The organism is Agrobacterium tumefaciens (genome assembly GCA_025560025.1).
Classification (GTDB): Bacteria; Pseudomonadota; Alphaproteobacteria; order Rhizobiales; family Rhizobiaceae; genus Agrobacterium.
This window is the reverse complement of record CP048485.1, coordinates 2,619,715-2,642,500: the sequence shown is the minus strand read 5'-3', so window position 1 is coordinate 2,642,500 and position 22,786 is coordinate 2,619,715. Positions and strand designations below refer to the sequence as shown.

Genomic DNA, 22,786 nt, shown 5'->3' with positions numbered 1-22,786 from the left:
ATTGCCCGAACTTCCCGTCACTGCGGTACTCAGCGATATCGCCGAGGCCCTGGCTGGGGCGAAGCGCGCCGTTCTTTCGGCGCCCCCGGGTGCGGGTAAAACGACACTCGTACCACTTCATCTCTTGCATCAGGAATGGCGGGGTGACGGCAAGATCATTCTTCTCGAACCACGCCGGCTTGCCGCCCGTGCCGCCGCCGGGCGCATGGCCGAGCTGCTTCACGAGGATGTGGGGCAAACTGTCGGCTACCGCATGCGGCTCGACAATCGCGTCTCCTCAAGGACACGAATAGAAGTGGTGACGGAAGGCGTGTTCGCACGGATGGTTCTTGACGACCCCGAGCTTGCCGGCGTTTCGACGGTGATTTTCGACGAGTTTCACGAACGTTCGCTCGATGGCGATTTTGGGCTGGCGCTTGCTCTCGACGTCCAGCTTGGATTGCGAGACGATCTGCGCCTCCTCGTGATGTCCGCCACTCTCGATGTGGAACGCATCAGCGCGTTAATGGGTGACGCCCCTGTCATTCAGAGCCTTGGCCGGACATTTCCGATCGACACCCGCTATGAGGATCGGTGGTCGGGTGTGCCGGTGGAAGAGAAAGTCGCAAAGGCGATTACCGAAGCCCACGGATCGGAGACGGGCTCCATCCTCGCCTTTCTGCCGGGACAGGCGGAAATCATCCGAACGGCCGCGCGGTTGGAGGGACGTTTTTCCGGTGATACGGATATCATCCCCCTTTATGGCAATCTTTCGCAGCAGGAGCAGGATGCGGCGATCAGGCCGGCATTGCCCGGACGGCGTAAAATCGTGCTGGCCACCTCAATCGCCGAAACCTCGATTACCATCGATGGCGTGCGCGTGGTGATCGACAGTGGATTGCAGCGACTGCCGGTCTTCGAGCCGGCAACCGGGATCACGAGACTCGAGACGGTACGGGTGTCTCGGGCCTCCGCCGACCAGAGGGCGGGCCGCGCCGGGCGAACGGAACCCGGTGTCGCGATCCGCCTGTGGCATTCGGGACAGACGGCGGCGCTCAACGCTTTCACGCCGCCGCAAATTCTGGCGAGCGATCTTTCCGGCCTCGCACTCGACCTCGCCCATTGGGGTGTTCATGATCCTTCCGCGCTCGCATTTCTGGATGCGCCTCCCGAAGCGGCTCTGAAGGAATCGGTCGCGCTTCTCAAAAATCTGGGTGCGCTCGACCAAGGCGGCGCGCTGACGCAGCGAGGCCGTCTGATGCGCGGTCTTTCACTGCCGCCGCGGCTGGCGGCCATGGTGATAGCGGCAACGGATGAGGGTGCGGGGAAAAAGGCGGCGATGCTTGCCGTCATGCTGACGGAACAAGGGCTGGGCGGAAACGATACCGATCTCGACGAACGGCTACGGCGCTTTCTTTCCGACAGAAGCGAAAGGGCGCAGGCAGCGCGCAAGCTGGCATCGAGGCTGTTCGACACGATTGGCGGTGCGAAAGCGGCAACCGAACAGGCAAGCGAGGCTGGTCCGTTGCTGCTGCACGCCTATCCGGACCGAATTGCGCTTCAGCGTGGAGCACGCGGCCGTTATGTGATGGCGAATGGCCGGGGTGCTGAACTCGCCGAAACTGAACGGCTTGCGGCAAGCAGAATGCTGGTCGTGGCCGATATTATCGGGCGGGCGGCGCAACCGCGCATCCTGGCGGCAGCTATTATCGAAAGGACTGATATAGAGGAGCGGATGCCGCACCTCATCGTTCAACAGGACCAGCTGCTCTTCGACAAGGCGAGCGGTCAGGCGCGTGCGCGCCGCGTCACGCGCCTTGGCGCCATTATTCTGGACGAGACGCCCCTGCCCCGCCCGGAAGGTGAACAGGCAGCGCAGGCGCTCGCCAATGGCGTTCGGGAATTCGGCATCGGCATTCTTCCTCTGTCTAAAGAAACCCAGCAGCTGCGCGACAGGATAGGGTTTCTGCACGCCAGCATCGGTGAACCCTGGCCAGATGTCAGCGATGCGGCATTGCTTTTACGGCTGGATGAATGGTTCGTGCCTTTCCAGAACGGCGCACGCAGCCTTCAGGACATCCGCGCCGGAAGTCTTTCAGAAGGACTTTTAGCGCTGGTACCCTATGAGGTGGCGCGCGATCTCGGCAGGCTCGCGCCGACGCATTTCGAAGCGCCGACGGGCCAGCGGCATCCCATTCGTTACGATGCGAGCGAACCGACGCTTTCCATTCGCGTGCAGGAGCTTTTCGGACTGACGGCCCACCCTGCCATCGCGCAGGGACGATTGCCGCTGCTTCTGGAATTGACCTCGCCGGCGCACAGGCCGATACAGAAGACACGCGATCTTCCCGGTTTCTGGGCGGGATCGTGGAAGGACGTGCGGGCGGACATGCGCGGGCGTTATCCGCGCCATCCCTGGCCGGAGGATCCGGCATCGGCATTGCCGACCAGCCGTGCAAAACCGCGCGGAACTTGACGACGATGACAAAGGTGAAGGAGACGAAGGTGGCTGGCCATCCGATCGAAACCACGAGGCTTGGCCGCGCCAGCCGCAGGATAAGGCTGCAAACCATCGTATGGTTGCGCTGGCTGGCGGTTGCAGGGCAGACCGCGACGATCCTGTTCGTCGCTTTCGGGCTGAATTTCCCTTTGCCGCTTCTGGCCTGCGGGCTTTTGATCGCGGCTCTGGCGCTCGCCAATCTGTTTCTCACCGCCCGTTTTCCCTCCACCTATCGTCTGGAGCCCTGGGAAGCGACACTGCTGCTTGCTTTCGACCTGCTGCAATTAACCGCGCTGATCTATATTACCGGCGGCCTTTCCAATCCTTTTGCGCCGCTGATCTGTGTGCAGGTCATCATTGCCTTTGCCTCGCAGCCGCTTCGGCATTCTCTTATTCTTCTTGCCTTTGCCGTCATCTGCTCGACAGCCATCGCGTTTTCGCCGTTTCCGGTTCCCTGGTATCCCGATGAGGTGCTGCCGATCCAGCTTCTGCTGCATGTCGGCACCTGGGTTGCGATCATTGCCACCACCTCCTTCGCAGCCTTTTATGCCTATCGCGTTTCGCACGAGGCCAATCAGCTGGCAGATGCGCTGGCTGCGACCGAACTGGTGCTGGAGCGGGAAAAACACCTGTCGCAGCTGGATGGGCTGGCCGCCGCCGCCGCCCATGAGCTGGGTACGCCGCTGGCGACAATCAGCGTCGTCGCCAAGGAAATGGAGCGAGAACTCGGCAATGATGACAAGTATGGCGAGGACATAGCGCTGCTGCGCAGCCAGAGCGAAAGATGCCGCGATATTCTGCGTCGCCTCACATCGCTTTCCGCTGACAATGAAGAACATATGCGCCGCCTGCCGCTTTCCTCGCTGATCGAGGAGGTGATGGCGCCACACCGGGAATTTGGCATTCGCCTTGAACTCGTGGAAAAGAACAGCCGGGCCGACGAGCCGGTCGGTATCCGCAACGCCGGGATTATTTACGGGCTGGGCAACCTCATCGAAAACGGCGTGGACTATGCGCGGGAAAAAGTGACCCTGACCGTGGATTACGATTCGCAGAATGTCGTCGTCGTCATCGAGGATGACGGTCCTGGTTATGCCCATGACGTGCTTGCCCGCATCGGCGAGCCCTATGTGACCGAACGTCACAACGACACGCGGGCCGGTGGGCTGGGGCTGGGGCTTTTCATCGCCAAGACGTTGCTGGAAAGGTCCGGCGCCACCGTCACTTTCGGAAATCGCGGTTCAAGCGAAACCGGCGCGCGGGTCACAATCGTCTGGCCTCGGGCACTTATGGACGATAAAAGAAGCCGTTGACTTTACCATCCACGTTGAAGCGGCGATAAGAAGACAGCCGACGAAGTTGCCGGAAGGCCGGAAACATGAAAACAGAAGACCAGAACCCATCCACCAGCGCGCCGACGGACGACGAAGATCCGATCGGACCCGACAGATCGCTTTTGATCGTCGATGATGACGGCCCGTTTCTGCGCCGGCTTGCGCGGGCGATGGAAACACGCGGTTTTGCCGTCGACACCGCCGAGACGGTCAGCGAGGGTATTGCCCGTTCCAAGGCTGCGCCGCCTAAATATGCGGTCGTTGATTTGAGACTTGCGGATGGCAACGGCCTGGAGGTCATCGAAGCCATCAGGCAGAACCGGGACGATACGCAGATCGTGGTGCTGACCGGCTACGGCAATATCGCCACCGCCGTCACCGCCGTGAAACTCGGGGCGCTGGACTATCTCGCAAAACCCGCCGATGCGGACGATGTCTTTAATGCGCTCACACAGCGCAAGGGTGAAAAGACGGAAGTTCCTGAGAACCCCATGTCGGCCGACCGGGTACGGTGGGAGCATATTCAGCGCGTTTATGAAATGTGCGAACGCAACGTCTCGGAAACGGCTCGCCGGCTCAACATGCACCGACGGACATTGCAGCGCATTCTGGCAAAACGCGCACCGAAGTAGAGTATTTCCAGTAAAAATGCGAAGCGGTTCTGCGTCCGGAAAATGCGCCGAAACCGGCATTATTCGCCGAAACTGCGGCCGGTTGTCCATTCCGCCAGCATCAGGCGGGTTGCAGCGGTTCTCGAGAAATCCAGCATCACCGATTTGCGGGTCGCCGGCGGCAATTTGTGCTCCGGCGCATCGCGCAGCATATGCGCGCCATATCCATCCGACAGGATAAGGCCGCATTCCTCGGGGAATATTTCGGTGGGCACTTCCGGGTGCGTGGCGAAAAACAGCCGGTCGCAATGCAGACGATAGTCCTGCCACTTGCGATCGACGCGGAAATCCTCAATCGAGGATTTGATCTCGATGATCCAGATCTCACCCTTTGCCGACAGGCTGATGAGATCAGCCCGCCGTCCGCTGGCAAGCGGCAGTTCCGGCAGCACCGAATGGCGCATCTCGTGCAAAAGCACCTGCACACCGCGGCGCACCAGCATCGCCTTGTCCGACTGGCGACCATCTATTAACGGATTATTGTTGGTAACGGAAAGAATAGTCATGGATAAAGGCTGCTGAAGCGTTTGGCCTATTGTTGCAAAAAGGCAATCAACCGGCAATTTTAAATGCACAACCGTCTTGCGGCGGCGCAACGGCTTGCCAAGAGCGGCTGAATGGAAAATAACCGATTTATCCAATTAAGCCTACTCCTTCGCACAATTTGGCGAATTTTCCGCGAGAACGACATGCGCATCCGTACCCCATTGACCGCACTCGGTCTGACGGCAGCACTGGCTCTGGCCGGCTGCGCCGAAACCACTTCCCAATCATCTGCGCCGACATCCGGCAAGATCGCGGCATCCGTGCCGGTCGCCGACCCGGTTCCGGCGAAGGTCGAAACGGTGCAGATCTTCAATGATGTTTACGGCCCCGTGACTGATGCGGGTTATGCGCTGCCGGCCATTCCGATTAATCGTGTGAACGAGAAGTTCCGTCGCCAGATCGTCGAGTTCCAGACCAGCGAACGGCCGGGCACGATCATCGTCAATACGCGCGACCGGTACCTCTATTATATCCTGTCCGGCAACCGTGCGGTTCGTTACGGTATCGGCGTCGGCAAGGCCGGTTTCGCCTGGGCCGGTGAGGCTTATGTCGCCTGGAAGCAGGAATGGCCGATGTGGCATCCGCCAAAGGAAATGGCGGACCGCAAGCCGGAAGTCGCGAAATATGTCGAGGCAGGCATGGGCCCGGGTCTTACCAACCCGCTCGGCGCGCGCGCCATGTATCTCTTCAACGAAAAGGGACAGGACACGCTGTTCCGCATTCATGGTTCGCCCGAATGGGCTTCGATCGGCACCGCCGCCTCTTCCGGCTGCATCCGCATGATCAACCAGGACGTCATGGATCTTTACAGCCGCGTCCGTCCGGGCCGCAGCTCCAAGGTCGTCGTGATCCAGTAAAGATCACATACCTGACAAGAAAAAGCCGCCGTGGATTTCCCCGGCGGCTTTTTTGTTTCTCAGGACTGCTGACGGCTTCAGGCCGCCTGTTTTGCCTTCAGTTCCAAACGACGGCGGTGCAGAACCGGCTCGGTGTAGCCGTTCGGTTGTTCACGGCCCTTCAGCACCAGTTCGACAGCCGCCTGAAACGCGACCGATCCGTCGAAGTCGGATGCCATCGGCAGATAGGCCGGATCGCCGGCATTCTGCGCATCGACAACAGCTGCCATGCGCTTCATGGTCTCGACGATCTGTTCCTGCGTCACCACGCCATGGCGCAGCCAGTTCGCCATATGCTGCGCGGAGATACGCAGTGTGGCGCGATCCTCCATCAGCCCGACATTGTTGATATCAGGCACCTTGGAGCAACCAACGCCCTGATCGACCCAGCGCACGACATATCCCAGAATACCCTGTGCATTATTGTCGAGTTCGCGCTGGATTTCCTCCGGCGTCCAGTTGGGACGCGGTGCGACCGGCACGGACAGAATATCGGAGAGCTTCGCGCGTCCGCGGCTTTTCAAGCCTTCCTGAACCGCAGCAACATCAACCTTGTGATAATGCGTGGCATGCAGCGTCGCGGCCGTCGGTGATGGCACCCAGGCGGTGTTGGCGCCGGCTTTCGGATGGGCGATCTTCTGCTCCAGCATCGCCGCCATCAGATCCGGCATGGCCCACATGCCCTTGCCGATCTGCGCATGGCCGGAAAGACCGCATTCCAGTCCGATATCGACGTTCCAGTTCTCGTATGCCGCGATCCAGGCCGCCTGCTTCATATCGCCCTTACGGATCATCGGACCCGCTTCCATCGAGGTATGGATCTCGTCGCCCGTGCGGTCGAGGAAGCCGGTATTGATGAAGACGACCCGGTCCTTTGCCGCGCGGATGCTTTCCTTGAGATTGACCGTGGTGCGGCGCTCCTCGTCCATGATGCCCATTTTCATGGTGTTCGGCGCCATGCCGACAAGCTGTTCGACGCGGGTGAAAATCTCGTTGGCGAAGGCGACTTCCTCCGGCCCATGCATCTTCGGCTTGACCACATACATGGAGCCGGTGCGGGAATTCTGCCGCCGCCCGGACGGACCGACGTCGTAAAGCGCGATCAGAGCCGTGACGACAGCGTCCATGATGCCTTCCGGCACCTCGCGACCATCCCTGTCGAGGATTGCCGGATTGGTCATGAGATGACCGACATTGCGCACCAGCATCAGGGAGCGCCCTGGCAGAGTGAGCGCTGACCCATCGGGGGCGGTATAATAACGATCCGGATTGAGGCTTCTGATAAAGGTTTTTCCACCCTTCGAAACCTCTTCCGTCAGGTCGCCGCGCATCAGACCGAGCCAGTTGCCATAGACCAGCACCTTGTCTTCGGCATCGACGGCGGCAACCGAATCCTCGCAATCCATGATGGTTGTGAGCGCCGATTCGAGAATGACATCCGAGATGCCTGCCCTGTCGCCTCTGCCGATTTCGGTCGACGGATCGATGACGATCTCCGTGTGCAAACCGTTCTTGCCAAGCAGAATCGTTGCCGGCTTTGCCGCCTCACCGGTAAAGCCCTTGAATTGAGCGGCGTCCTTGAGGCCGGTCGTGCCGTCCCCGATTGCAAGCTGCAATGCGCCGTCAACGATCTTGAAGCCAGTCACATCCGACCAGCCCGCCGTTTCGAGCGGGGCCGATTCATCAAGGAAGTTTCTCGCCCAGGCGATGACCTTGTCGCCGCGCTTCGGATTGTAGCCCCTGCCCTTTTCCGCGCCGTCGGCATCAGAAATGGCGTCCGTGCCGTAAAGCGCGTCGTAAAGCGAACCCCAGCGGGCATTGGCCGCGTTCAGCGCATAACGCGCATTCATGACGGGAACAACCAGCTGCGGGCCTGCGACAAGGGCAATTTCCGGGTCGACATTGCCGGTTTCCACCCTGAAGCCGGGACCTTCCGGCAGCAGGTAACCGATTTCCTTCAGAAAGCCTTCATAGGCATCGAAATCCAGGGGAGCGCCGTTCTGCCGGTACCAGCCATCCAGTTTTTCCTGCAGGGAATCGCGCCTGGCAAGCAGCTCACGGTTCTTCGGAGACAGCTCGTGGACAATACTGGAAAAGCCCTTGAAAAAGGTTTCACTGTCCAGACCCGTGCCCGGCAGCACCTCGTCTGTCAAAAAGGCATAAAGCCTGTCATCGATGGAAAGACCGAATTTATCCGTGCGGCTCATATGCGCCTCCTCATTATTCTATGCGTCCAGATTGGACGCTGAGGCGGGCGCTCGTCAATTGCGGCAGGCAGCCAAATATTGTTTCCTTTTTGGAAATAATACGATCGATAATCGTCTTTTTCTACAAAAGCGCCTGCAAATCCTTGATGCGGTCATTCACAAGCCAGCCGTAATAGTTTTCTTCCGGCAATAGGGGCTGCTCTCCGCCTGAGGCGCGCTGGCGGTTCTTCTGGGCAAGGGCAGCTGCGCGCTGCTGCGAACCACCGACATTATAAAGGGTGGAGGTTACGCCCGGGTTTTTTGAAATATCCATATCGGCAATCGATCTGTAGTCGTCGATCGACTTGCGGATCGAAGCTGCCATGAAGGCCAGCGAGCGGTCAGGGTCCATGATCGCCGTGTAAACGGCGGTAGCGTCATTCTCATCCAGCTTCTCATAGCCCGACGTTCTCGACACCATATCCGACAGCATCAGTGCCGTCAGCGGATTGATCTGGCCAAGACCGAAAGTCTGACCGGCATAAAAGGGCTGGAAGAATACAGCGCTGAAACGGTTGTTCGGATAAGCGACGCCATCCACCGTCTTGCCACGGAAACTGTCTTCCCAGACATCTTCCCGACAGTTCCAGAGACTGTAGGAATCCTTTTTAGACTGGCATTTGGCAAATTGCGAATGGGCCAGAAACTGCGCGATGGTTTCGTCCTTATAGCCGAAACGGAAGCTGTTGCCCGCATAAGAGGCCGCCTTGACGTAATAGGACTGCAGCCGGTCATAGGCGTCGACATTATAAGTGTGTTCGCCGACGATCGCGCCGATCATATGGATCGGATCGATACCGTAGCGCCCGGCAGTCGACTTGATCTTGGCGATCAGCGCCTTGTCAGAGGACAGAAGGTCGATCACCTTCTGATATTTACGGTCGAAAGAGCTGTTGGACGCCTTGGTCCTGCGCGCAGAAGCCCCAGGAACGCCCGGCTGTTCGGCATTGCGATTGCCCGGTGGAACGACCGTCGCAGCCTCGGCATAAGAAGACGAGACGACGGTGAACGTCAAAGCAGCGGCAAATGCCAGAAGAGTTTTGCGCACGAGCGAATGCCTTTTCTCAAGCCTGCGGCTTCCCTTCGAAACACGTGAGGAAAACCGGACCATTCCACGAAAGCGGTTCCAACCGGAATGCAGCCCTTCCCATAAACAAAATGCGGGCTGAATGCGAGATGAGGCAGATAAAATAAAAGAGTGCGGCAAATATGGCCGCACTCCCGTATCTTTAATCTCTATAGTCTTCAAAGAATATAGCGGGACAAGTCCGTATCGGCAGCAAGATCGCCGACATGTTTTTTGACATAGTCCTGATCGATCTTGACGGCGGAACCGCCGCGATCCGGTGCATTGAAGGAAATCTCGTCCAGAACCCGCTCCATCACCGTCTGGAGGCGGCGCGCACCGATATTCTCAACCGAGGAGTTGAGATGAACGGCCACATCGGCCAGCGCATCGATCGCGTCATCGGTGAAATCGAGGTCAAGTTCTTCCGTCGCCATCAGCGCCTTGTACTGGCGGATGAGGCTGGCTTCCGTCTCCGTCAGGATACGGCGGAAATCCTCCTTGGTCAGCGGCTTCAGCTCGACGCGGATCGGCAGACGGCCCTGAAGCTCCGGCAGAAGATCCGACGGCTTCGCCACATGGAAAGCGCCCGATGCGATGAAGAGAACGTGGTCTGTCTTCACCGGCCCGTATTTCGTCGAAACCGTTGTTCCTTCGACCAGCGGCAGCAAATCGCGCTGCACGCCTTCGCGCGAAACGCCGGCGCCCATGCCGCCGTCGCGGGCGGCGATCTTGTCGATTTCGTCGAGGAAGACGATGCCGTCATTTTCGACGGATTTCACCGCCTCGCGCTGGATCATTTCATTGTCGAGCAGCTTGTCGGATTCATCGCGGATCAGATCGGCATAGGATTTCGATACTGTCGTGCGCACCTTCTTGGTTCGTCCGCCCATGGCCTTGCCGAACATTTCCGACAGGTTGAGAACGCCGATATTGGCGCCCGGCATGCCGGGAATTTCGAAACCGGGCATGCCCGAGCCGCTATCCGCCACTTCGATATCAATTTCCTTGTCGTCCAGTTCGCCGTCGCGCAGCTTCTTGCGGAAGCTTTCACGCGTGCCGGGCGAGGCGGTTGCGCCAACCAGCGCATCGAGCACCCGCTCTTCGGCGCTCTGATGCGCCTTGGCCTGTACTTCGGCGCGCTTCTTTTCACGCACGAGGCCGATGCCGATCTCGACCAGATCGCGGATGATCTGTTCGACATCGCGGCCGACATAACCGACTTCGGTGAATTTCGTCGCCTCAACCTTGATAAAGGGCGCACCGGCGAGCTTCGCGAGGCGGCGCGAAATCTCCGTCTTGCCGACACCGGTCGGCCCGATCATGAGAATGTTTTTCGGCATGACTTCATCGCGCAGGCTCTCATCAAGCTGCTGGCGGCGCCAGCGGTTACGCAGCGCAATCGCCACCGCACGTTTGGCCTCATGCTGGCCGATGATGAAGCGGTCGAGTTCCGAGACGATTTCCCGGGGAGAAAAAGTGGTCATTCTATCCTCTCGGCTTTCCTGTTCCGGCCGGCCATTCCGGCCCGGCCCACAGGACCCTTGGGTGAGAAACTAGCTTATTCGGCGTCGAGCGTTTCGACGACGAGATTGTGATTGGTATAAACGCAGATATCGGCGGCGATATCGAGCGACTGGCGCGCCACGTCCTCAGCCGATTTATCCGTATCCATCATGGCGCGGGCAGCCGCAAAGGCATAATTGCCGCCGGAACCGATGGCGATCGCGCCGTGCTCGGGCTCCAGCACATCGCCATTGCCGGTGATGGCGAGCGTGGTGGATTTATCGGCCACCAGCATCATGGCTTCGAGATTGCGCAAATATTTATCCGTGCGCCAGTCCTTGGCGAGTTCTACAGCGGCGCGCATAAGCTGGCCGGGATATTGCTCGAGTTTCTTTTCAAGACGGTCAAGCAGCGTGAAAGCATCCGCCGTCGCGCCGGCAAAACCGGCAATCACTTCACCCTTGCCAATGCGGCGAACCTTGCGGGCATTGCCCTTCATGACGGTCTGGCCGAGGCTTACCTGACCATCGCCAGCCATGACGACCTTGCCGCCCTTCCTGACTGTAATAATCGTTGTCATCAAACACCTGTCTGCCCTGCCGGGCCTGCTGTTAACGGGCCGGGATGCGGCCCTTCTCGAGTTCTATGTAAGTTTGCTTTTCGCGATTGCAATCATCCTTGTGACGCGCAGTTTTATGCAGGCCAGGCAAGACGATGGAACAACTGGATATTTGTGTCCCGTGCTGATAAGGAACGGCAACATTTCCACGGAGCGGCCAAAATGGCAGAACGTAAAGGCGAGATTATCCGCAAGACCAACGAAACCTCGGTTTCGGTGCGCGTGGATATCGACGGCACCGGCAAATCGAAAATTTCCACCGGCGTGGGATTTTTCGACCATATGCTGGACCAGCTCAGCCGCCATTCGCTGATCGACATGGAGATCGAGGTAGAGGGCGACCTGCACATCGATGACCACCACACGGTGGAAGATACCGGTATTGCCATCGGCCAGGCGATTGCCAGCGCGCTGGGCGACCGGCGCGGCATTGCCCGTTATGCCTCGCTCGATCTTGCCATGGACGAAACGATGACCAAGGCCGCCGTCGATATTTCCGGCCGGCCTTTCCTCGTCTGGAACGTCAATTTTTCCGCGCCGAAGATCGGCACCTTCGATACGGAACTGGTGCGTGAATTCTTCCAGGCGCTGGCGCAGAATGCCGGCATCACATTGCATATCCTGAACCATTACGGCGCCAACAACCATCATATCGCCGAAACATGCTTCAAGGCCGTTGCCCGCGTTCTTCGCACGGCAACCGAGATCGACCCCCGGCAGGCAGGCCGCGTTCCCTCCACGAAGGGCATGCTGGCCTGACGCCAAAGCTGTCAGGAAGCCCATGACAAGCTATCTCGTTCTGGAAGCCCCCAACGGGCCGGACAGGGACCACAAGACGACCCGCTTCATCGCAGACCGTTTTGTCTGGCTGGCGCTGATCGCACCCTGGTTGTGGCTTGCTATAAACCGGCTGTGGCTCGCCGCAACCGTCGTTTTCATCGCCCTTCTTCTGGCCGGGCAGGCATCAATGTTACCCGGATTCGAACCGGCGGGCATTTTGTGTGGTTTCGCCATCGCCCTCATCACGGCGCTGGAGGGACGCAATTTCCTTGCCCGGCATCTTGTCCGTAAAGGCTGGAAGATGACATCCATCGTTTCCGCCCCTGATCTTTCGAGTGCCGAAGAGATATATTTCTCCGGTCTCGGCGAAAACACCGAGTGGGCGGAACAGCTGTCCCAGCCGGTCTGGACCCCTTCGCCGCAAAAGAGCGGCGACAAAAACTTCGTCAACGATCCCGCCGGATCGTTTCTTTTCGACTTGAATGGAAGGCGCTGACATGCGTGTCGCGATCATCGACTACGGTTCGGGCAATCTGCGTTCGGCCACCAAAGCTTTCGAGCGTGCCGCCCGTGAAGCCGGCATCAATGCAACCATCGACCTGACCGACAAGCCGGATCATGTCGCCTCGGCGGATCGCATCGTTCTGCCGGGCGTCGGCGCCTATGCGGATTGCCGCGCCGGTCTTGACGCCGTTCCCGGCATGCATGAAGCGCTCATCGAAGCCGTGGAGAAAAAGGCCCATCCGTTCCTTGGTATCTGCGTCGGCATGCAGCTGATGTCCTCGCGCGGGCTGGAAAAGACTGTCAGCAAGGGCCTTGGCTGGATCGAAGGCGATGTCGTGGAAATGACGCCGTCCGATCCGAGCCTGAAGATTCCGCAGATCGGCTGGAACACGCTGGAAATCCGTCACGCCCACCCACTATTCGACGGTATCAAGACCGGCGCGGACGGATTGCACGCCTATTTCGTACATTCCTATCATCTGGCAGCCAAGCATTCGACGGATGTCATCGCCACCACCAATTACGGTGGCGCGATGACGGCTTTCGTCGGGCGCGACAATATGGCGGGCGCACAGTTCCACCCGGAAAAAAGCCAGACGCTCGGCCTTGCCCTGATTTCCAATTTCCTGCGCTGGAAGCCCTGACATGATTCTTTTTCCCGCAATCGACCTTAAAGACGGCCAGTGCGTTCGCCTGAAACTCGGCGATATGGAGCAGGCCACCGTCTATAACGAGGACCCCGGCGCGCAGGCGAAAGCCTTCGAGGATCAGGGCTTCGAATGGCTGCATGTCGTTGATCTCAACGGCGCCTTTGCCGGCCAGACAGTCAATGGCGAGGCGGTCGACGCCATTCTGAAAGCCACGAAAAACCCGGTGCAGCTTGGCGGCGGCATCCGTACGCTCGACCACATCGAAGCGTGGCTCAGCCGTGGGCTTGCCCGTGTCATTCTCGGCACCGTGGCGGTTCGTGATCCGGTTCTGGTCATCGAAGCCTGCAAGCGTTTCCCCGGCCAGGTCGCCGTCGGCATCGATGCCAAGGGCGGCAAAGTCGCTGTTGAAGGCTGGGCAGAGGCGTCCGAACTCGGCGTCATCGAACTGGCCAAACGTTTCGAAGGTGCCGGCGTCGCGGCCATCATCTACACCGATATTGATCGCGACGGCATTCTGGCCGGCATCAACTGGGCTTCGACGCTGGAACTGGCGAATGCCGTGTCGATCCCGGTCATCGCCTCCGGCGGTCTCGCATCCATCGATGACATAAAGCGCATGTTGCAGCCCGATGCCGCAAAGCTCGAAGGCGCAATTTCCGGCCGCGCCCTTTACGACGGCCGCATCGATCCCACCGAGGCGCTTGCCCTCATCAAGGCTGCGAAGGAGGTAAACGCATGACCCTCAAAGCCCGCGTTATTCCCTGCCTGGATGTGAAAGACGGCCGTGTCGTCAAGGGCGTGAACTTCGTCGACCTGATCGATGCCGGCGACCCGGTCGAGGCGGCGAAGGCCTATGATGCGGCGGGAGCGGACGAACTCTGCTTCCTCGACATCACCGCCTCCTCGGATAATCGCGACACGATCTTCGATGTCGTCTCGCGCACCGCAGATCATTGTTTCATGCCGGTAACGGTTGGCGGTGGGGTTCGCAGTGTTGCGGATATCCGCAAGCTGCTTCTGTGCGGCGCCGACAAGGTCTCGATCAATTCCGCAGCCGTCAAGGATCCGGATTTCGTGGCGCAGGCGGCCGACAAGTTCGGCAACCAGTGCATCGTTGTTTCCATCGACGCCAAGCGGGTGTCGAAAGATAGAGAAATCGACCGCTGGGAAATATTCACCCATGGTGGACGCCAGCCGACCGGGATCGATGCCGTGGAATTCGCCATCAAGATGGTCGAACGCGGCGCCGGCGAATTGCTGGTTACCTCGATGGATCGCGACGGCACCAAGAGCGGATACGATATTGGCCTGACGCGCAGCATTGCCGATCAGGTTCGCGTGCCCGTCATCGCCTCGGGCGGCGTCGGCACCCTGGATGATCTGGTGGCAGGTGTGCGTGATGGCCATGCGACAGCGGTACTCGCCGCCTCCATCTTCCACTTCGGCACCTATTCGATCGGGCAAGCCAAGACCTATATGGCCGAGCATGGCATCGCCATGCGTCTCGACTGATTGCAGGAATTTTCCATGAGCGCATTTTCCCTTTCCGATCTGGAACGCATTGTCGCGACACGCGCCGCTGCCTCTCCTGACGAATCCTGGACGGCCAAGCTGGTTGCTGCCGGCCAGGAGCGTGCGGCGAAAAAACTGGGCGAAGAGGCTGTCGAAGCCGTTATCGCCGCTATCGCGAAGGATCGCGACGGGCTGAAAAACGAGGCCGCCGATCTGCTTTACCATCTGCTGGTGGTGCTGAAGATCGCCGACATTGCGTTGGACGATGTTTTTGCCGAGCTGGAGCGCCGGACGGGTCAAACCGGCCTTGCTGAAAAGGCAGCGAGGCCTAACTCATGAATGTCGGGGCAGGCAGCGGGGAGAGAGGCATGCCGAGCACACTCGATCATTTCCGACCAGATGAATATTCACCCTACCACTTCTTCAGTTCGGAAGAATGGTCGAAGTTTCGTGCCGACACGCCACTGACGCTTTCCGCCGACGAGGTCAAGCGACTGCGCTCACTGGACGATCCGATCGATCTGGACGAAGTGCGGCGCATCTATCTGTCGCTGTCGCGCCTGCTGTCTTCGCATGTGGAAGCGTCGCAGCTGCTGTTCGAGCAGCGCAACCGCTTCCTCAACATGGGGGATGTCAACAAGACGCCTTTCGTCATCGGTATTGCCGGTTCGGTGGCCGTTGGTAAATCGACGACGGCGCGTATCCTGAAGGAGCTTCTGGCCCGCTGGCCCTCCAGCCCGAAAGTCGATCTCATCACCACCGATGGCTTTCTTTACCCGAACGAGGTGCTGCGACGCGAGAACCTGATGGAGCGTAAGGGCTTTCCTGAAAGCTACGATATCGGTGCGCTCTTACGTTTCCTCTCGGCAATCAAGGCGGGCCAGCCCAATGTGAAGGCACCACGCTATTCACACCTAACCTATGACGTGCTGCCGAACGAATTCACCGTCATCGACCAGCCGGATATCCTGATCTTCGAAGGCATCAACGTCCTGCAATCGCGTGATCTACCCGCAGGCGGGCGGATCGTGCCGATCGTTTCGGATTTCTTTGATTTCTCGATCTATATCGATGCGGATGAGGACTTCATTCACAACTGGTATGTGAACCGGTTCATGAATCTGCGGCAAACCGCTTTCCGCGACCCGAATTCCTTCTTCAATCGCTATGCATCGATCAGCGAGGAAGCGGCGCTCAGCATTGCCGAGGGTCTCTGGCAGAATATCAACCTGAAGAACCTGCGCCAGAACATCGTGCCCACGCGCCCGCGCGCCGACCTTATCTTGCGCAAGGGAAAAAACCACCTGATCGACACGGTGGCGCTTCGCAAGTTGTGAAAGATGCCGCGCAACGCGGCATCTCCATTGCGATAGTTAAAACCCGTTATTACGCAAGCTCAGGAATACGCAGGACCTGACCCGGATAGATTTTATCCGGATGGGTCAGCATCGGCTTGTTGGCTTCGAAGATGATATTGTTCTTCGCGCCATTTGCCTTGCCGTACTGGGCCTCTGCGATCTTCCAGAGGTTATCGCCCTTCTTGACCGTGTAAAAGACGGGTTCTTTCGCCGGCGCTTCGGCCACTTTCAGCTCGCCGGCCTCGACCTTGGAAATGCCAAGCGTATTGCCAACCGCGATGACCGCCTTTTCGAAAACCGACTGATCGGCCACTTCGCCCTTCAGGACGACCTTGTCGTCCACCACCTCGACCTGAACCTTGTCCGTGCCGAGATCGTGAGAAGCGAGTTCCTTCTTGACCGCTTCGACATCGGGAGCATCATCGCCGCCGCCGATACCAAGCTTCTTTCCCGCTTCCTTGATGAAATTGAACAGACCCATAGCACCCTCCTTGGTTGTAGGGAGGCTTACCAGACGATATTTGAGGCTCTATGACAAGGGCGAAACATTTTGCCGGCCCAAAGCCTATTCACCTGACGGCTTGCCGCGCATTTTCTTGACATCCGAACGTCCGGACTTTGCCTTGAGGCGGCGTTCGACGGACCCCTTGGTCGGCTTGGTGGCCTTGCGCACCGGCGGCGGCGGGGCGGCGGCTTCGAGGATCAGTTCCTTGAGCCTTTCGCGCGCGTCTTCGCGATTGCGCTCCTGGCTGCGAAACCGGCTCGCCTCTATCATCAGCACGCCGTCTTTCGAAACACGCCTGCCGCCCAGACGCAGGGCATTGGTCTTCACCCGGTCCGGCAGGGAGGGGGAATTGGCAATGTCGAAAAACAGCTGGACCGCCGTCGAGACCTTATTGACGTTCTGGCCGCCCGGACCGCCGGCCAGCACAAATTGCTCCGTCAGCTCCCAGCCGGCGATGGTGATACGGTTGCTGATGTAAAGCGCGTCGCTGGCCATGATCTTTCTCCGCGCCGGTGATGCCATAGATCGGCAGGAATGGAAACAGCAGGCCAAACGAAAGAACCCGGCACAAGGCCGGGTCCCCTCCTCCTCACAAATGAGGCTTCATTCATTCAGCCGCGAGCAGCAGGCCAGGTGCAGCGTCGCGAACCTTGCTGTCGACATGATCTTCGAACTTGGTGAAGTTCGTGACGAACATGGAAACCAGCTTCTTCGCCTGCGCATCGTAAGCTGCGCCATCGGCCCAGGTCGAACGCGGATCGAGGATCGCGCTGTCGACGCCATCCAGCGACAGCGGCACGGCGAAACCGAAATTCGCATCGGTGCGGAATTCGGCACCCTTGAGCTCACCGGTAAGGGCGGCCGTCAGAAGCGCGCGGGTCGCCTTGATGGGCATGCGCTTGCCGATGCCGTAAGCACCGCCCGTCCAGCCGGTGTTGACCAGCCAGCAATCGACGCCATGCTTGCCGATCAGCTCGCGCAGCAGATTGCCATATTCCGCCGGGTGACGCGGCATGAAGGGTGCGCCGAAGCAGGTGGAGAAGGTGGCTTCCGGCTCGGTCACGCCCTTTTCCGTGCCGGCAACCTTTGCGGTGTAGCCGGAGAGGAAGTGATACATGGCCTGTTCCGGCGTCAGACGCGCGATCGGCGGCAGCACACCGAATGCATCCGCCGTCAGCATGATGATCGTCTTCGGATGGCCGGCAATGCCCGTTTCCGATGCATTCGGAATGAAGTGCAGCGGATAGGCGCTGCGGGTGTTTTCCGTCAGCGAGTTGTCGTTGAAATCCGGAACACGGTTTTCGTCCAGAACGACGTTTTCGAGAACCGTGCCGAAACGGCGGGTCGCGGCGTAGATTTCCGGCTCGGCTTCGGCCGAGAGCTTGATCGCTTTGGCGTAGCAGCCGCCTTCAAAGTTGAAGATGCCGTGCTCGCCCCAGCCATGCTCGTCATCGCCGATCAGCGTGCGCGACGGATCAGCCGACAGCGTGGTCTTGCCGGTGCCGGAGAGGCCGAAGAACACGGCGGAATCACCCTCAGGACCGACATTGGCCGAGCAATGCATCGGCATGACACCCTTGGCCGGCAGGAGATAATTCAGGGCCGTGAAGACGGACTTCTTGTTTTCGCCGGCATAGGAGGTGCCGCCGATCAGGATGAGACCATTGGTGAGATCGCAGGCGATGATGGTTTCCGTACGCACGCCGTGACGCGCCGGATCGGCCTTGAAGCTCGGCAGGTTGATGATGGTCAGCTTCTGTTTGAAGCCCGAAAGCTTCTCCCGCTTCGGACGGATCAGCAGATTGCGGATGAACAGCGAATGCCAGGCAAGTTCGGTGACGACGCGTGTCGGCAGCGCATTTTCCTCATCGGCGCCGCCGATAAGATCCTGCACGTAAAGCGTCTTGCCGGCGGCATGGGCCAGCATGTCCTTGCGCAGCAGCTCGAAATTCTCCGGCGACAGCGGCTTATTGTTATCCCACCAGATGGTGTTCTCGGTGGAGGCATCACGAACGACGAACTTATCCTTCGGCGAGCGGCCCGTATGCTGACCGGTGACGGCGCGCAGCGCACCATCGATGGTCAGTTCAGCCTCGCCGTTGCGGATCGCCTCTTCGTATAATTCGCTCTCATTGAGGTTATAAAAGACGCGGGAGGCCTCGCCCAGTCCGAGTTCCGCAACTCCATTGGCAGGATTATGAACCCCAAGCTCGTTCATGACGCGTTCCTTGTTAATGACGATAAGGACGTTGAAATTTCCTCGGAAAATACGTGGCAGCTTTTAGAAACGCAAGAGCTTCACTTTAAAAAACTTAGTGATTTCAATATATTAATCGATTTAAAAGATTTTATTTCTTTTTAAATCGGTTGAAGACGCATTAAAATCCGGCTGCGGCGTTTTCACCGAAATCCCCTGATCGCGCTGCGGATTTGGCTGTGAGATTTCCTTTGCCACAATTTGTTCCACCTTTATACTCAAGAGAGTGGCTCACGGCGCACAACCTTGGCTGGGTGAATGTCGGGAGTTACGAGAAAATGACGATGGAGACCAACTACATGCAGACTATCGCGCTTGTCGACGATGACCGGAACATTCTCACTTCGGTATCGATCGCGCTCGAAGCCGAAGGGTACCGGGTCGAAACGTATACGGACGGCGCGTCCGCGCTTGACGGGCTGATCGCCCGCCCGCCGCAGCTCGCCATTTTCGACATCAAGATGCCCCGCATGGACGGCATGGAGCTTTTGCGGCGTCTTCGCCAGAAATCGGATATTCCCGTTATCTTCCTGACGTCCAAGGACGAAGAGATCGACGAATTGTTCGGCCTGAAGATGGGCGCTGACGATTTCATCACAAAGCCTTTTTCGCAGCGTCTTCTGGTGGAGCGCGTCAAGGCCATCCTGCGCCGCGCCAGCAGCCGCGACGCCTCCCCCGTCGCCGGTGGCGGCGCGGCGAAACCGACTGCGGACCAGCAGGCGCGCACGCTTGAACGCGGGCAGCTCGCCATGGACCAGGAGCGCCACACCTGCACCTGGAAGGGCGAACCGGTAACGCTCACCGTTACCGAATTCCTCATCCTGCATTCGCTGGCGCAGAGGCCGGGCGTGGTGAAAAGCCGCGACGCGCTGATGGATGCCGCCTATGACGAGCAGGTCTATGTGGATGACCGTACGATCGACAGCCACATCAAGCGCCTTCGCAAGAAGTTCAAACTGGTCGACGGCGACTTCGATATGATTGAAACGCTTTATGGCGTAGGATATCGCTTCCGCGAAGCGGCCTGAATCGGCACGCAAATCGGAAGAGACCACCCGAAAAGTGGTGGCGAGGACTTAAATACGTGTTGAAGAAAACGCCGGAAACCGTCTCGGATAGTGACGATGCCGAAGAACGCGGCAGCGAACGCCGCCATCGTATCCATCCGCTGACGATCATCCGGCGCATTTTCGGCAATGCGGTGTTTTCCAGCCTCACGCGCCGTATTCTGTTCTTCAACGTTGCGGCGACAGTCGTTCTTGTCGGCGGCATTCTTTACCTCAACCAGTTCCGCGAGGGGCTGATCGACGCGCGGGTGGAAAGCCTTCTGACGCAGGGTGAAATCATCGCCGGCGCCATTTCCGCCTCCGCCTCTGTTGACACCAACTCGATCACCATCAATCCGGAAAAGCTTCTCGAACTGCAGGCGGGGCAGAGCATTACCCCTGCCCCCAATGACGAGGACCTGAGTTTTCCGATCAATCCGGAACGGGTGGCGCCGGTGCTGCGCCGGCTGATTTCGCCGACCCGCACGCGCGCGCGGCTGTTCGATGCCGATGCCAACCTGCTTCTCGATTCCCGCCACCTTTATTCGCGCGGACAGGTCCTGCGCTTCGATCTGCCGCCGGTGACACCGGAAACCCAGACCTGGGGCGAATGGTTCACCAGCATGTTCAACCGCATGCTGCAACCAAGCAGCCTGCCGCAATACAAGGAAGCGCCGGGCGGCGACGGCTCCATCTATCCGGAGGTGATGAATGCGCTGACCGGCGTTCGTGGTGCCGTGGTGCGCGTGACCGAAAAGGGTGAGCTGATCGTTTCGGTCGCCGTGCCGGTACAGCGCTTCCGCGCTGTGCTTGGCGTGCTGCTGCTTTCGACGCAGGCGGGCGATATCGACAAGATCGTGCATGCGGAACGCCTTGCGATCATGCGCGTCTTCGGCATCGCCACGCTGGTCAATATCGTGCTGTCGCTGCTCCTCTCCTCCACCATCGCCACGCCGCTGCGGCGGCTTTCGGCCGCCGCGATCCGCGTTCGCCGTGGGGCAAGAACCCGTGAGGAAATACCGGATTTCTCAGCACGTCAGGACGAGATCGGCAACCTTTCGATAGCGTTGCGTGAAATGACGACCGCGCTTTACGACCGTATCGATGCGATCGAAAGTTTCGCTGCCGATGTCAGCCACGAGCTCAAAAACCCGCTGACGTCACTGCGTAGCGCCGTTGAAACGCTGCCGCGCGCCAAGACCGAAGAGTCCAAGCAGCGTCTGACCGAGATCATTTTCCACGATGTGCGCCGCCTCGACCGCCTCATCAGCGATATTTCGGATGCCTCGCGGCTCGATGCCGAGCTGGCGCGCGCCGATGCCTCGCCGCTTGATCTCGATGTCCTGATGAAGGGTCTGGTGGATATATCCCGCCAGATAAGCACCAAAAAGAAAAGCGTGACGATCGACTATGTCGTCGACCGGAAGGCAGGCACCAAGACCTCTTTCGTGGTGAATGGCCACGATCTTCGCATAGGCCAGATCGTCACCAACCTCATCGAGAATGCACGCTCTTTCGTTGCGGAGGAAAGCGGCCGCATCACCGTGCGTCTTTCTCGCCACAAGGATCGTTGCCTTGTGCAGGTGGAAGACAACGGACCGGGCATTCAGGCAGAAGATATCGACCGGATTTTCGAGCGCTTCTACACCGACCGGCCGGCCAGCGAAGGCTTCGGGCAGAATTCCGGCCTTGGCCTTTCCATCAGCCGCCAGATCGCCGAAGCCCATGGCGGCAGCCTCAGGGCGGAAAATGTCGTCGACAAATACGGTGTGATTTCCGGCGCGCGCTTCACCCTGTCGCTGCCGGCGGCCGAGACCCATGAACGCTGAACGCTTCAACCTGCACGCTACCGCCATCGTCGTAGACAAGACCGGCATCCTCTTCACCGGACCCTCCGGCAGCGGCAAAAGCGAGCTTGCCTTCAGCTTCCTGGTCGAGGCTGAACGCTGCGGATTGACGGCCGCATTGATCGCGGACGATCAGATTTTCGTGTATCGCGACGGCGAAACCATCATTGCGGAGCGGCCGGAAGCGATCGCCGGATTGCTGGAACTGCGCGGCAGCGGCATTGTTTCACTCAAAAGCATTGCGAATGCGCCACTGGATTTCGCCGTCACGACAGTTCTTTCACCCGAAAATCCCAGACTTCCCGAAGATGACGAGGTGGTGTTGCTGCCCTGCGGCGGGCATCTTCCGCTTCTGCGCATTCCGCTTTCCAGTCTTACGCCCTATGGAAAATTTGCTGCACTTGCTCAAAATCTTTTTAAAACGAATGTGAAGCGACCGTGATTCGGGCGATTTTAGGCTTGCGATTCGCATTTTCCTCATCAAGATGAAATCCCACCGATGGACAGGATTGCCGCGTTGCGATAGTCGGCAATGAGAGTGCGTGTGCAAGGGAGCATTTCATGATCGGACTAGTGCTTGTCACCCATGGCAAGCTGGCTGAGGAGTTTCGCCATGCGTTGGAGCATGTCGTCGGTCCCCAGAAATTGATCGAGACGGTCTGTATCGGTCCCGAAGACGACATGGATCAGCGCCGGCAGGATATCATCGACGCCGTCACACGCGCCAATGATGGCAATGGCGTCATCATCCTGACGGATATGTTCGGCGGCACGCCCTCCAATCTCGCGATTTCCGTCATGAATAACGGCAATGTCGAAGTCATCGCCGGCGTCAATCTTCCCATGCTGATAAAGCTCGCCGGCGTTCGCAGCGAAGACAACATGGACAAGGCGCTCCAGGATGCATCTGACGCCGGCCGCAAATATATCAACGTCGCCAGCCGCGTTTTGAGCGGCAAGTGAG

At 59.0% G+C, this 22,786-nt stretch carries 23 protein-coding genes (1 of these 23 cut by a window edge); 15 read left to right on the top strand and 8 right to left on the bottom strand.

What is annotated here, in order from left to right; translation table 11 throughout:
- The 3 genes from hrpB to FY152_12735 all read left to right on the top strand — a co-directional run.
- On the top strand, window positions 1–2,455 hold the 3' portion of the coding sequence (gene hrpB / locus FY152_12745) for an ATP-dependent helicase HrpB (protein UXS32924.1). Its footprint begins 32 nt before the window's first position; 2,455 of the gene's 2,487 nt are visible here — the last part of the coding sequence; the start codon falls outside the window, past its left edge; the stop codon is at window positions 2,453–2,455.
- A 5-nt stretch (window positions 2,456–2,460) separates the two neighbouring features.
- Entirely contained in the window at window positions 2,461–3,792 is a 1,332-nt protein-coding gene (locus FY152_12740) for an ActS/PrrB/RegB family redox-sensitive histidine kinase (GenBank protein ID UXS32923.1), read from the top strand.
- Between the two features lie 65 nt (window positions 3,793–3,857).
- Entirely contained in the window at window positions 3,858–4,445 is a 588-nt protein-coding gene (locus FY152_12735) for an ActR/PrrA/RegA family redox response regulator transcription factor (protein UXS32922.1), read from the top strand.
- Window positions 4,446–4,504: 59 nt separating this feature from the next.
- Here FY152_12735 and FY152_12730 read toward each other — a convergent pair whose 3' ends face one another.
- The gene (locus FY152_12730; protein UXS32921.1) at window positions 4,505–4,990 is read right to left on the bottom strand and encodes an MmcB family DNA repair protein; all 486 of its coding nucleotides are present in this window, start codon (window positions 4,988–4,990) and stop codon (window positions 4,505–4,507) included.
- Window positions 4,991–5,173: 183 nt separating this feature from the next.
- Here FY152_12730 and FY152_12725 point away from each other — a divergent pair, with 183 nt between their 5' ends.
- Window positions 5,174–5,887: a L,D-transpeptidase gene (locus FY152_12725; protein ID UXS32920.1), complete on the top strand. Its 714-nt coding sequence runs from the start codon at window positions 5,174–5,176 to the stop codon at window positions 5,885–5,887.
- 77 nt (window positions 5,888–5,964) lie between these two features.
- Here FY152_12725 and FY152_12720 read toward each other — a convergent pair whose 3' ends face one another.
- From FY152_12720 to hslV, 4 genes are all read right to left on the bottom strand, one after another.
- Window positions 5,965–8,133: a malate synthase G gene (locus tag FY152_12720; GenBank protein UXS32919.1), complete on the bottom strand. Its 2,169-nt coding sequence runs from the start codon at window positions 8,131–8,133 to the stop codon at window positions 5,965–5,967.
- A 121-nt stretch (window positions 8,134–8,254) separates the two neighbouring features.
- A complete protein-coding gene (locus tag FY152_12715; GenBank protein ID UXS32918.1) occupies window positions 8,255–9,220 on the bottom strand; it encodes a DUF1402 family protein in 966 nt (321 codons plus the stop codon).
- A 197-nt stretch (window positions 9,221–9,417) separates the two neighbouring features.
- Complete coding sequence (gene hslU / locus FY152_12710) at window positions 9,418–10,725, bottom strand: ATP-dependent protease ATPase subunit HslU (GenBank protein ID UXS32917.1); 1,308 nt, start codon at window positions 10,723–10,725, stop codon at window positions 9,418–9,420.
- A 74-nt stretch (window positions 10,726–10,799) separates the two neighbouring features.
- Complete coding sequence (gene hslV, locus FY152_12705; protein UXS32916.1) at window positions 10,800–11,324, bottom strand: ATP-dependent protease subunit HslV; 525 nt, start codon at window positions 11,322–11,324, stop codon at window positions 10,800–10,802.
- A gap of 201 nt (window positions 11,325–11,525) precedes the next feature.
- Here hslV and hisB point away from each other — a divergent pair, with 201 nt between their 5' ends.
- The 7 genes from hisB to FY152_12670 are packed head-to-tail and all read left to right on the top strand — an operon-like array spanning window position 11,526 to window position 16,146.
- A complete protein-coding gene (gene hisB / locus FY152_12700) occupies window positions 11,526–12,122 on the top strand; it encodes an imidazoleglycerol-phosphate dehydratase HisB (GenBank protein ID UXS32915.1) in 597 nt (198 codons plus the stop codon).
- A gap of 22 nt (window positions 12,123–12,144) precedes the next feature.
- Entirely contained in the window at window positions 12,145–12,639 is a 495-nt protein-coding gene (locus tag FY152_12695) for a DUF2628 domain-containing protein (protein UXS32914.1), read from the top strand.
- 1 nt (window position 12,640) lies between these two features.
- A complete protein-coding gene (hisH, locus tag FY152_12690; protein UXS32913.1) occupies window positions 12,641–13,291 on the top strand; it encodes an imidazole glycerol phosphate synthase subunit HisH in 651 nt (216 codons plus the stop codon).
- Window position 13,292: 1 nt separating this feature from the next.
- Window positions 13,293–14,036: a 1-(5-phosphoribosyl)-5-[(5-phosphoribosylamino)methylideneamino]imidazole-4-carboxamide isomerase gene (hisA, locus tag FY152_12685; GenBank protein UXS32912.1), complete on the top strand. Its 744-nt coding sequence runs from the start codon at window positions 13,293–13,295 to the stop codon at window positions 14,034–14,036.
- Entirely contained in the window at window positions 14,033–14,809 is a 777-nt protein-coding gene (gene hisF / locus FY152_12680; GenBank protein ID UXS32911.1) for an imidazole glycerol phosphate synthase subunit HisF, read from the top strand. The genes hisA and hisF overlap by 4 nt, the downstream gene beginning before the upstream one ends.
- A 15-nt stretch (window positions 14,810–14,824) precedes the next feature.
- The gene (locus tag FY152_12675; protein ID UXS32910.1) at window positions 14,825–15,148 is read left to right on the top strand and encodes a phosphoribosyl-ATP diphosphatase; all 324 of its coding nucleotides are present in this window, start codon (window positions 14,825–14,827) and stop codon (window positions 15,146–15,148) included.
- A 29-nt stretch (window positions 15,149–15,177) separates the two neighbouring features.
- Window positions 15,178–16,146 carry a type I pantothenate kinase gene (locus FY152_12670; GenBank protein UXS32909.1) on the top strand — a complete coding sequence of 323 codons (969 nt, stop codon included), beginning with the start codon at window positions 15,178–15,180 and terminating at the stop codon, window positions 16,144–16,146.
- Window positions 16,147–16,195: 49 nt separating this feature from the next.
- Here the strand turns inward: FY152_12670 and lysM are convergent, their stop codons facing one another.
- The 3 genes from lysM to FY152_12655 all read right to left on the bottom strand — a co-directional run bounded on the left by lysM (window position 16,196) and on the right by FY152_12655 (window position 18,890).
- Window positions 16,196–16,648: a peptidoglycan-binding protein LysM gene (gene lysM, locus FY152_12665; protein UXS32908.1), complete on the bottom strand. Its 453-nt coding sequence runs from the start codon at window positions 16,646–16,648 to the stop codon at window positions 16,196–16,198.
- Between the two features lie 84 nt (window positions 16,649–16,732).
- Window positions 16,733–17,167 carry an aminoacyl-tRNA hydrolase gene (arfB, locus tag FY152_12660; protein ID UXS32907.1) on the bottom strand — a complete coding sequence of 145 codons (435 nt, stop codon included), beginning with the start codon at window positions 17,165–17,167 and terminating at the stop codon, window positions 16,733–16,735.
- A gap of 112 nt (window positions 17,168–17,279) precedes the next feature.
- Complete coding sequence (locus FY152_12655; protein UXS32906.1) at window positions 17,280–18,890, bottom strand: phosphoenolpyruvate carboxykinase; 1,611 nt, start codon at window positions 18,888–18,890, stop codon at window positions 17,280–17,282.
- A 317-nt stretch (window positions 18,891–19,207) separates the two neighbouring features.
- On the opposite strand from FY152_12655, the gene FY152_12650 reads away from it, so the two are divergent.
- The 4 genes from FY152_12650 (at window position 19,208) to FY152_12635 (ending at window position 22,785) form a co-directional block, all read left to right on the top strand.
- A complete protein-coding gene (locus FY152_12650) occupies window positions 19,208–19,957 on the top strand; it encodes a response regulator transcription factor (protein UXS32905.1) in 750 nt (249 codons plus the stop codon).
- A 56-nt stretch (window positions 19,958–20,013) separates the two neighbouring features.
- On the top strand, window positions 20,014–21,804 hold the full coding sequence (locus FY152_12645; GenBank protein ID UXS32904.1) for a HAMP domain-containing protein: 1,791 nt from the start codon (window positions 20,014–20,016) through the stop codon (window positions 21,802–21,804).
- On the top strand, window positions 21,794–22,264 hold the full coding sequence (locus FY152_12640; GenBank protein UXS32903.1) for an HPr kinase/phosphorylase: 471 nt from the start codon (window positions 21,794–21,796) through the stop codon (window positions 22,262–22,264). Before FY152_12645 ends, FY152_12640 begins: the two co-directional genes overlap by 11 nt.
- A gap of 119 nt (window positions 22,265–22,383) precedes the next feature.
- On the top strand, window positions 22,384–22,785 hold the full coding sequence (locus FY152_12635; protein UXS32902.1) for a PTS sugar transporter subunit IIA: 402 nt from the start codon (window positions 22,384–22,386) through the stop codon (window positions 22,783–22,785).
- Window position 22,786: the final 1 nt, after the last annotated feature.

Coding starts and splice junctions, on each gene's coding strand:
- FY152_12740 (UXS32923.1), top strand. CDS start 2,461: ATGACAAAGGTGAAGGAGACGAAGGTGGCTGGCCATCCGATCGAAACC.
- FY152_12735 (UXS32922.1), top strand. CDS start 3,858: ATGAAAACAGAAGACCAGAACCCATCCACCAGCGCGCCGACGGACGAC.
- FY152_12730 (UXS32921.1), bottom strand. CDS start 4,990: ATGACTATTCTTTCCGTTACCAACAATAATCCGTTAATAGATGGTCGC.
- FY152_12725 (UXS32920.1), top strand. CDS start 5,174: ATGCGCATCCGTACCCCATTGACCGCACTCGGTCTGACGGCAGCACTG.
- FY152_12720 (UXS32919.1), bottom strand. CDS start 8,133: ATGAGCCGCACGGATAAATTCGGTCTTTCCATCGATGACAGGCTTTAT.
- hslU (UXS32917.1), bottom strand. CDS start 10,725: ATGACCACTTTTTCTCCCCGGGAAATCGTCTCGGAACTCGACCGCTTC.
- hslV (UXS32916.1), bottom strand. CDS start 11,324: ATGACAACGATTATTACAGTCAGGAAGGGCGGCAAGGTCGTCATGGCT.
- hisB (UXS32915.1), top strand. CDS start 11,526: ATGGCAGAACGTAAAGGCGAGATTATCCGCAAGACCAACGAAACCTCG.
- FY152_12695 (UXS32914.1), top strand. CDS start 12,145: ATGACAAGCTATCTCGTTCTGGAAGCCCCCAACGGGCCGGACAGGGAC.
- hisH (UXS32913.1), top strand. CDS start 12,641: ATGCGTGTCGCGATCATCGACTACGGTTCGGGCAATCTGCGTTCGGCC.
- hisA (UXS32912.1), top strand. CDS start 13,293: ATGATTCTTTTTCCCGCAATCGACCTTAAAGACGGCCAGTGCGTTCGC.
- hisF (UXS32911.1), top strand. CDS start 14,033: ATGACCCTCAAAGCCCGCGTTATTCCCTGCCTGGATGTGAAAGACGGC.
- FY152_12675 (UXS32910.1), top strand. CDS start 14,825: ATGAGCGCATTTTCCCTTTCCGATCTGGAACGCATTGTCGCGACACGC.
- FY152_12670 (UXS32909.1), top strand. CDS start 15,178: ATGCCGAGCACACTCGATCATTTCCGACCAGATGAATATTCACCCTAC.
- lysM (UXS32908.1), bottom strand. CDS start 16,648: ATGGGTCTGTTCAATTTCATCAAGGAAGCGGGAAAGAAGCTTGGTATC.
- arfB (UXS32907.1), bottom strand. CDS start 17,167: ATGGCCAGCGACGCGCTTTACATCAGCAACCGTATCACCATCGCCGGC.
- FY152_12655 (UXS32906.1), bottom strand. CDS start 18,890: ATGAACGAGCTTGGGGTTCATAATCCTGCCAATGGAGTTGCGGAACTC.
- FY152_12650 (UXS32905.1), top strand. CDS start 19,208: ATGACGATGGAGACCAACTACATGCAGACTATCGCGCTTGTCGACGAT.
- FY152_12640 (UXS32903.1), top strand. CDS start 21,794: ATGAACGCTGAACGCTTCAACCTGCACGCTACCGCCATCGTCGTAGAC.
- FY152_12635 (UXS32902.1), top strand. CDS start 22,384: ATGATCGGACTAGTGCTTGTCACCCATGGCAAGCTGGCTGAGGAGTTT.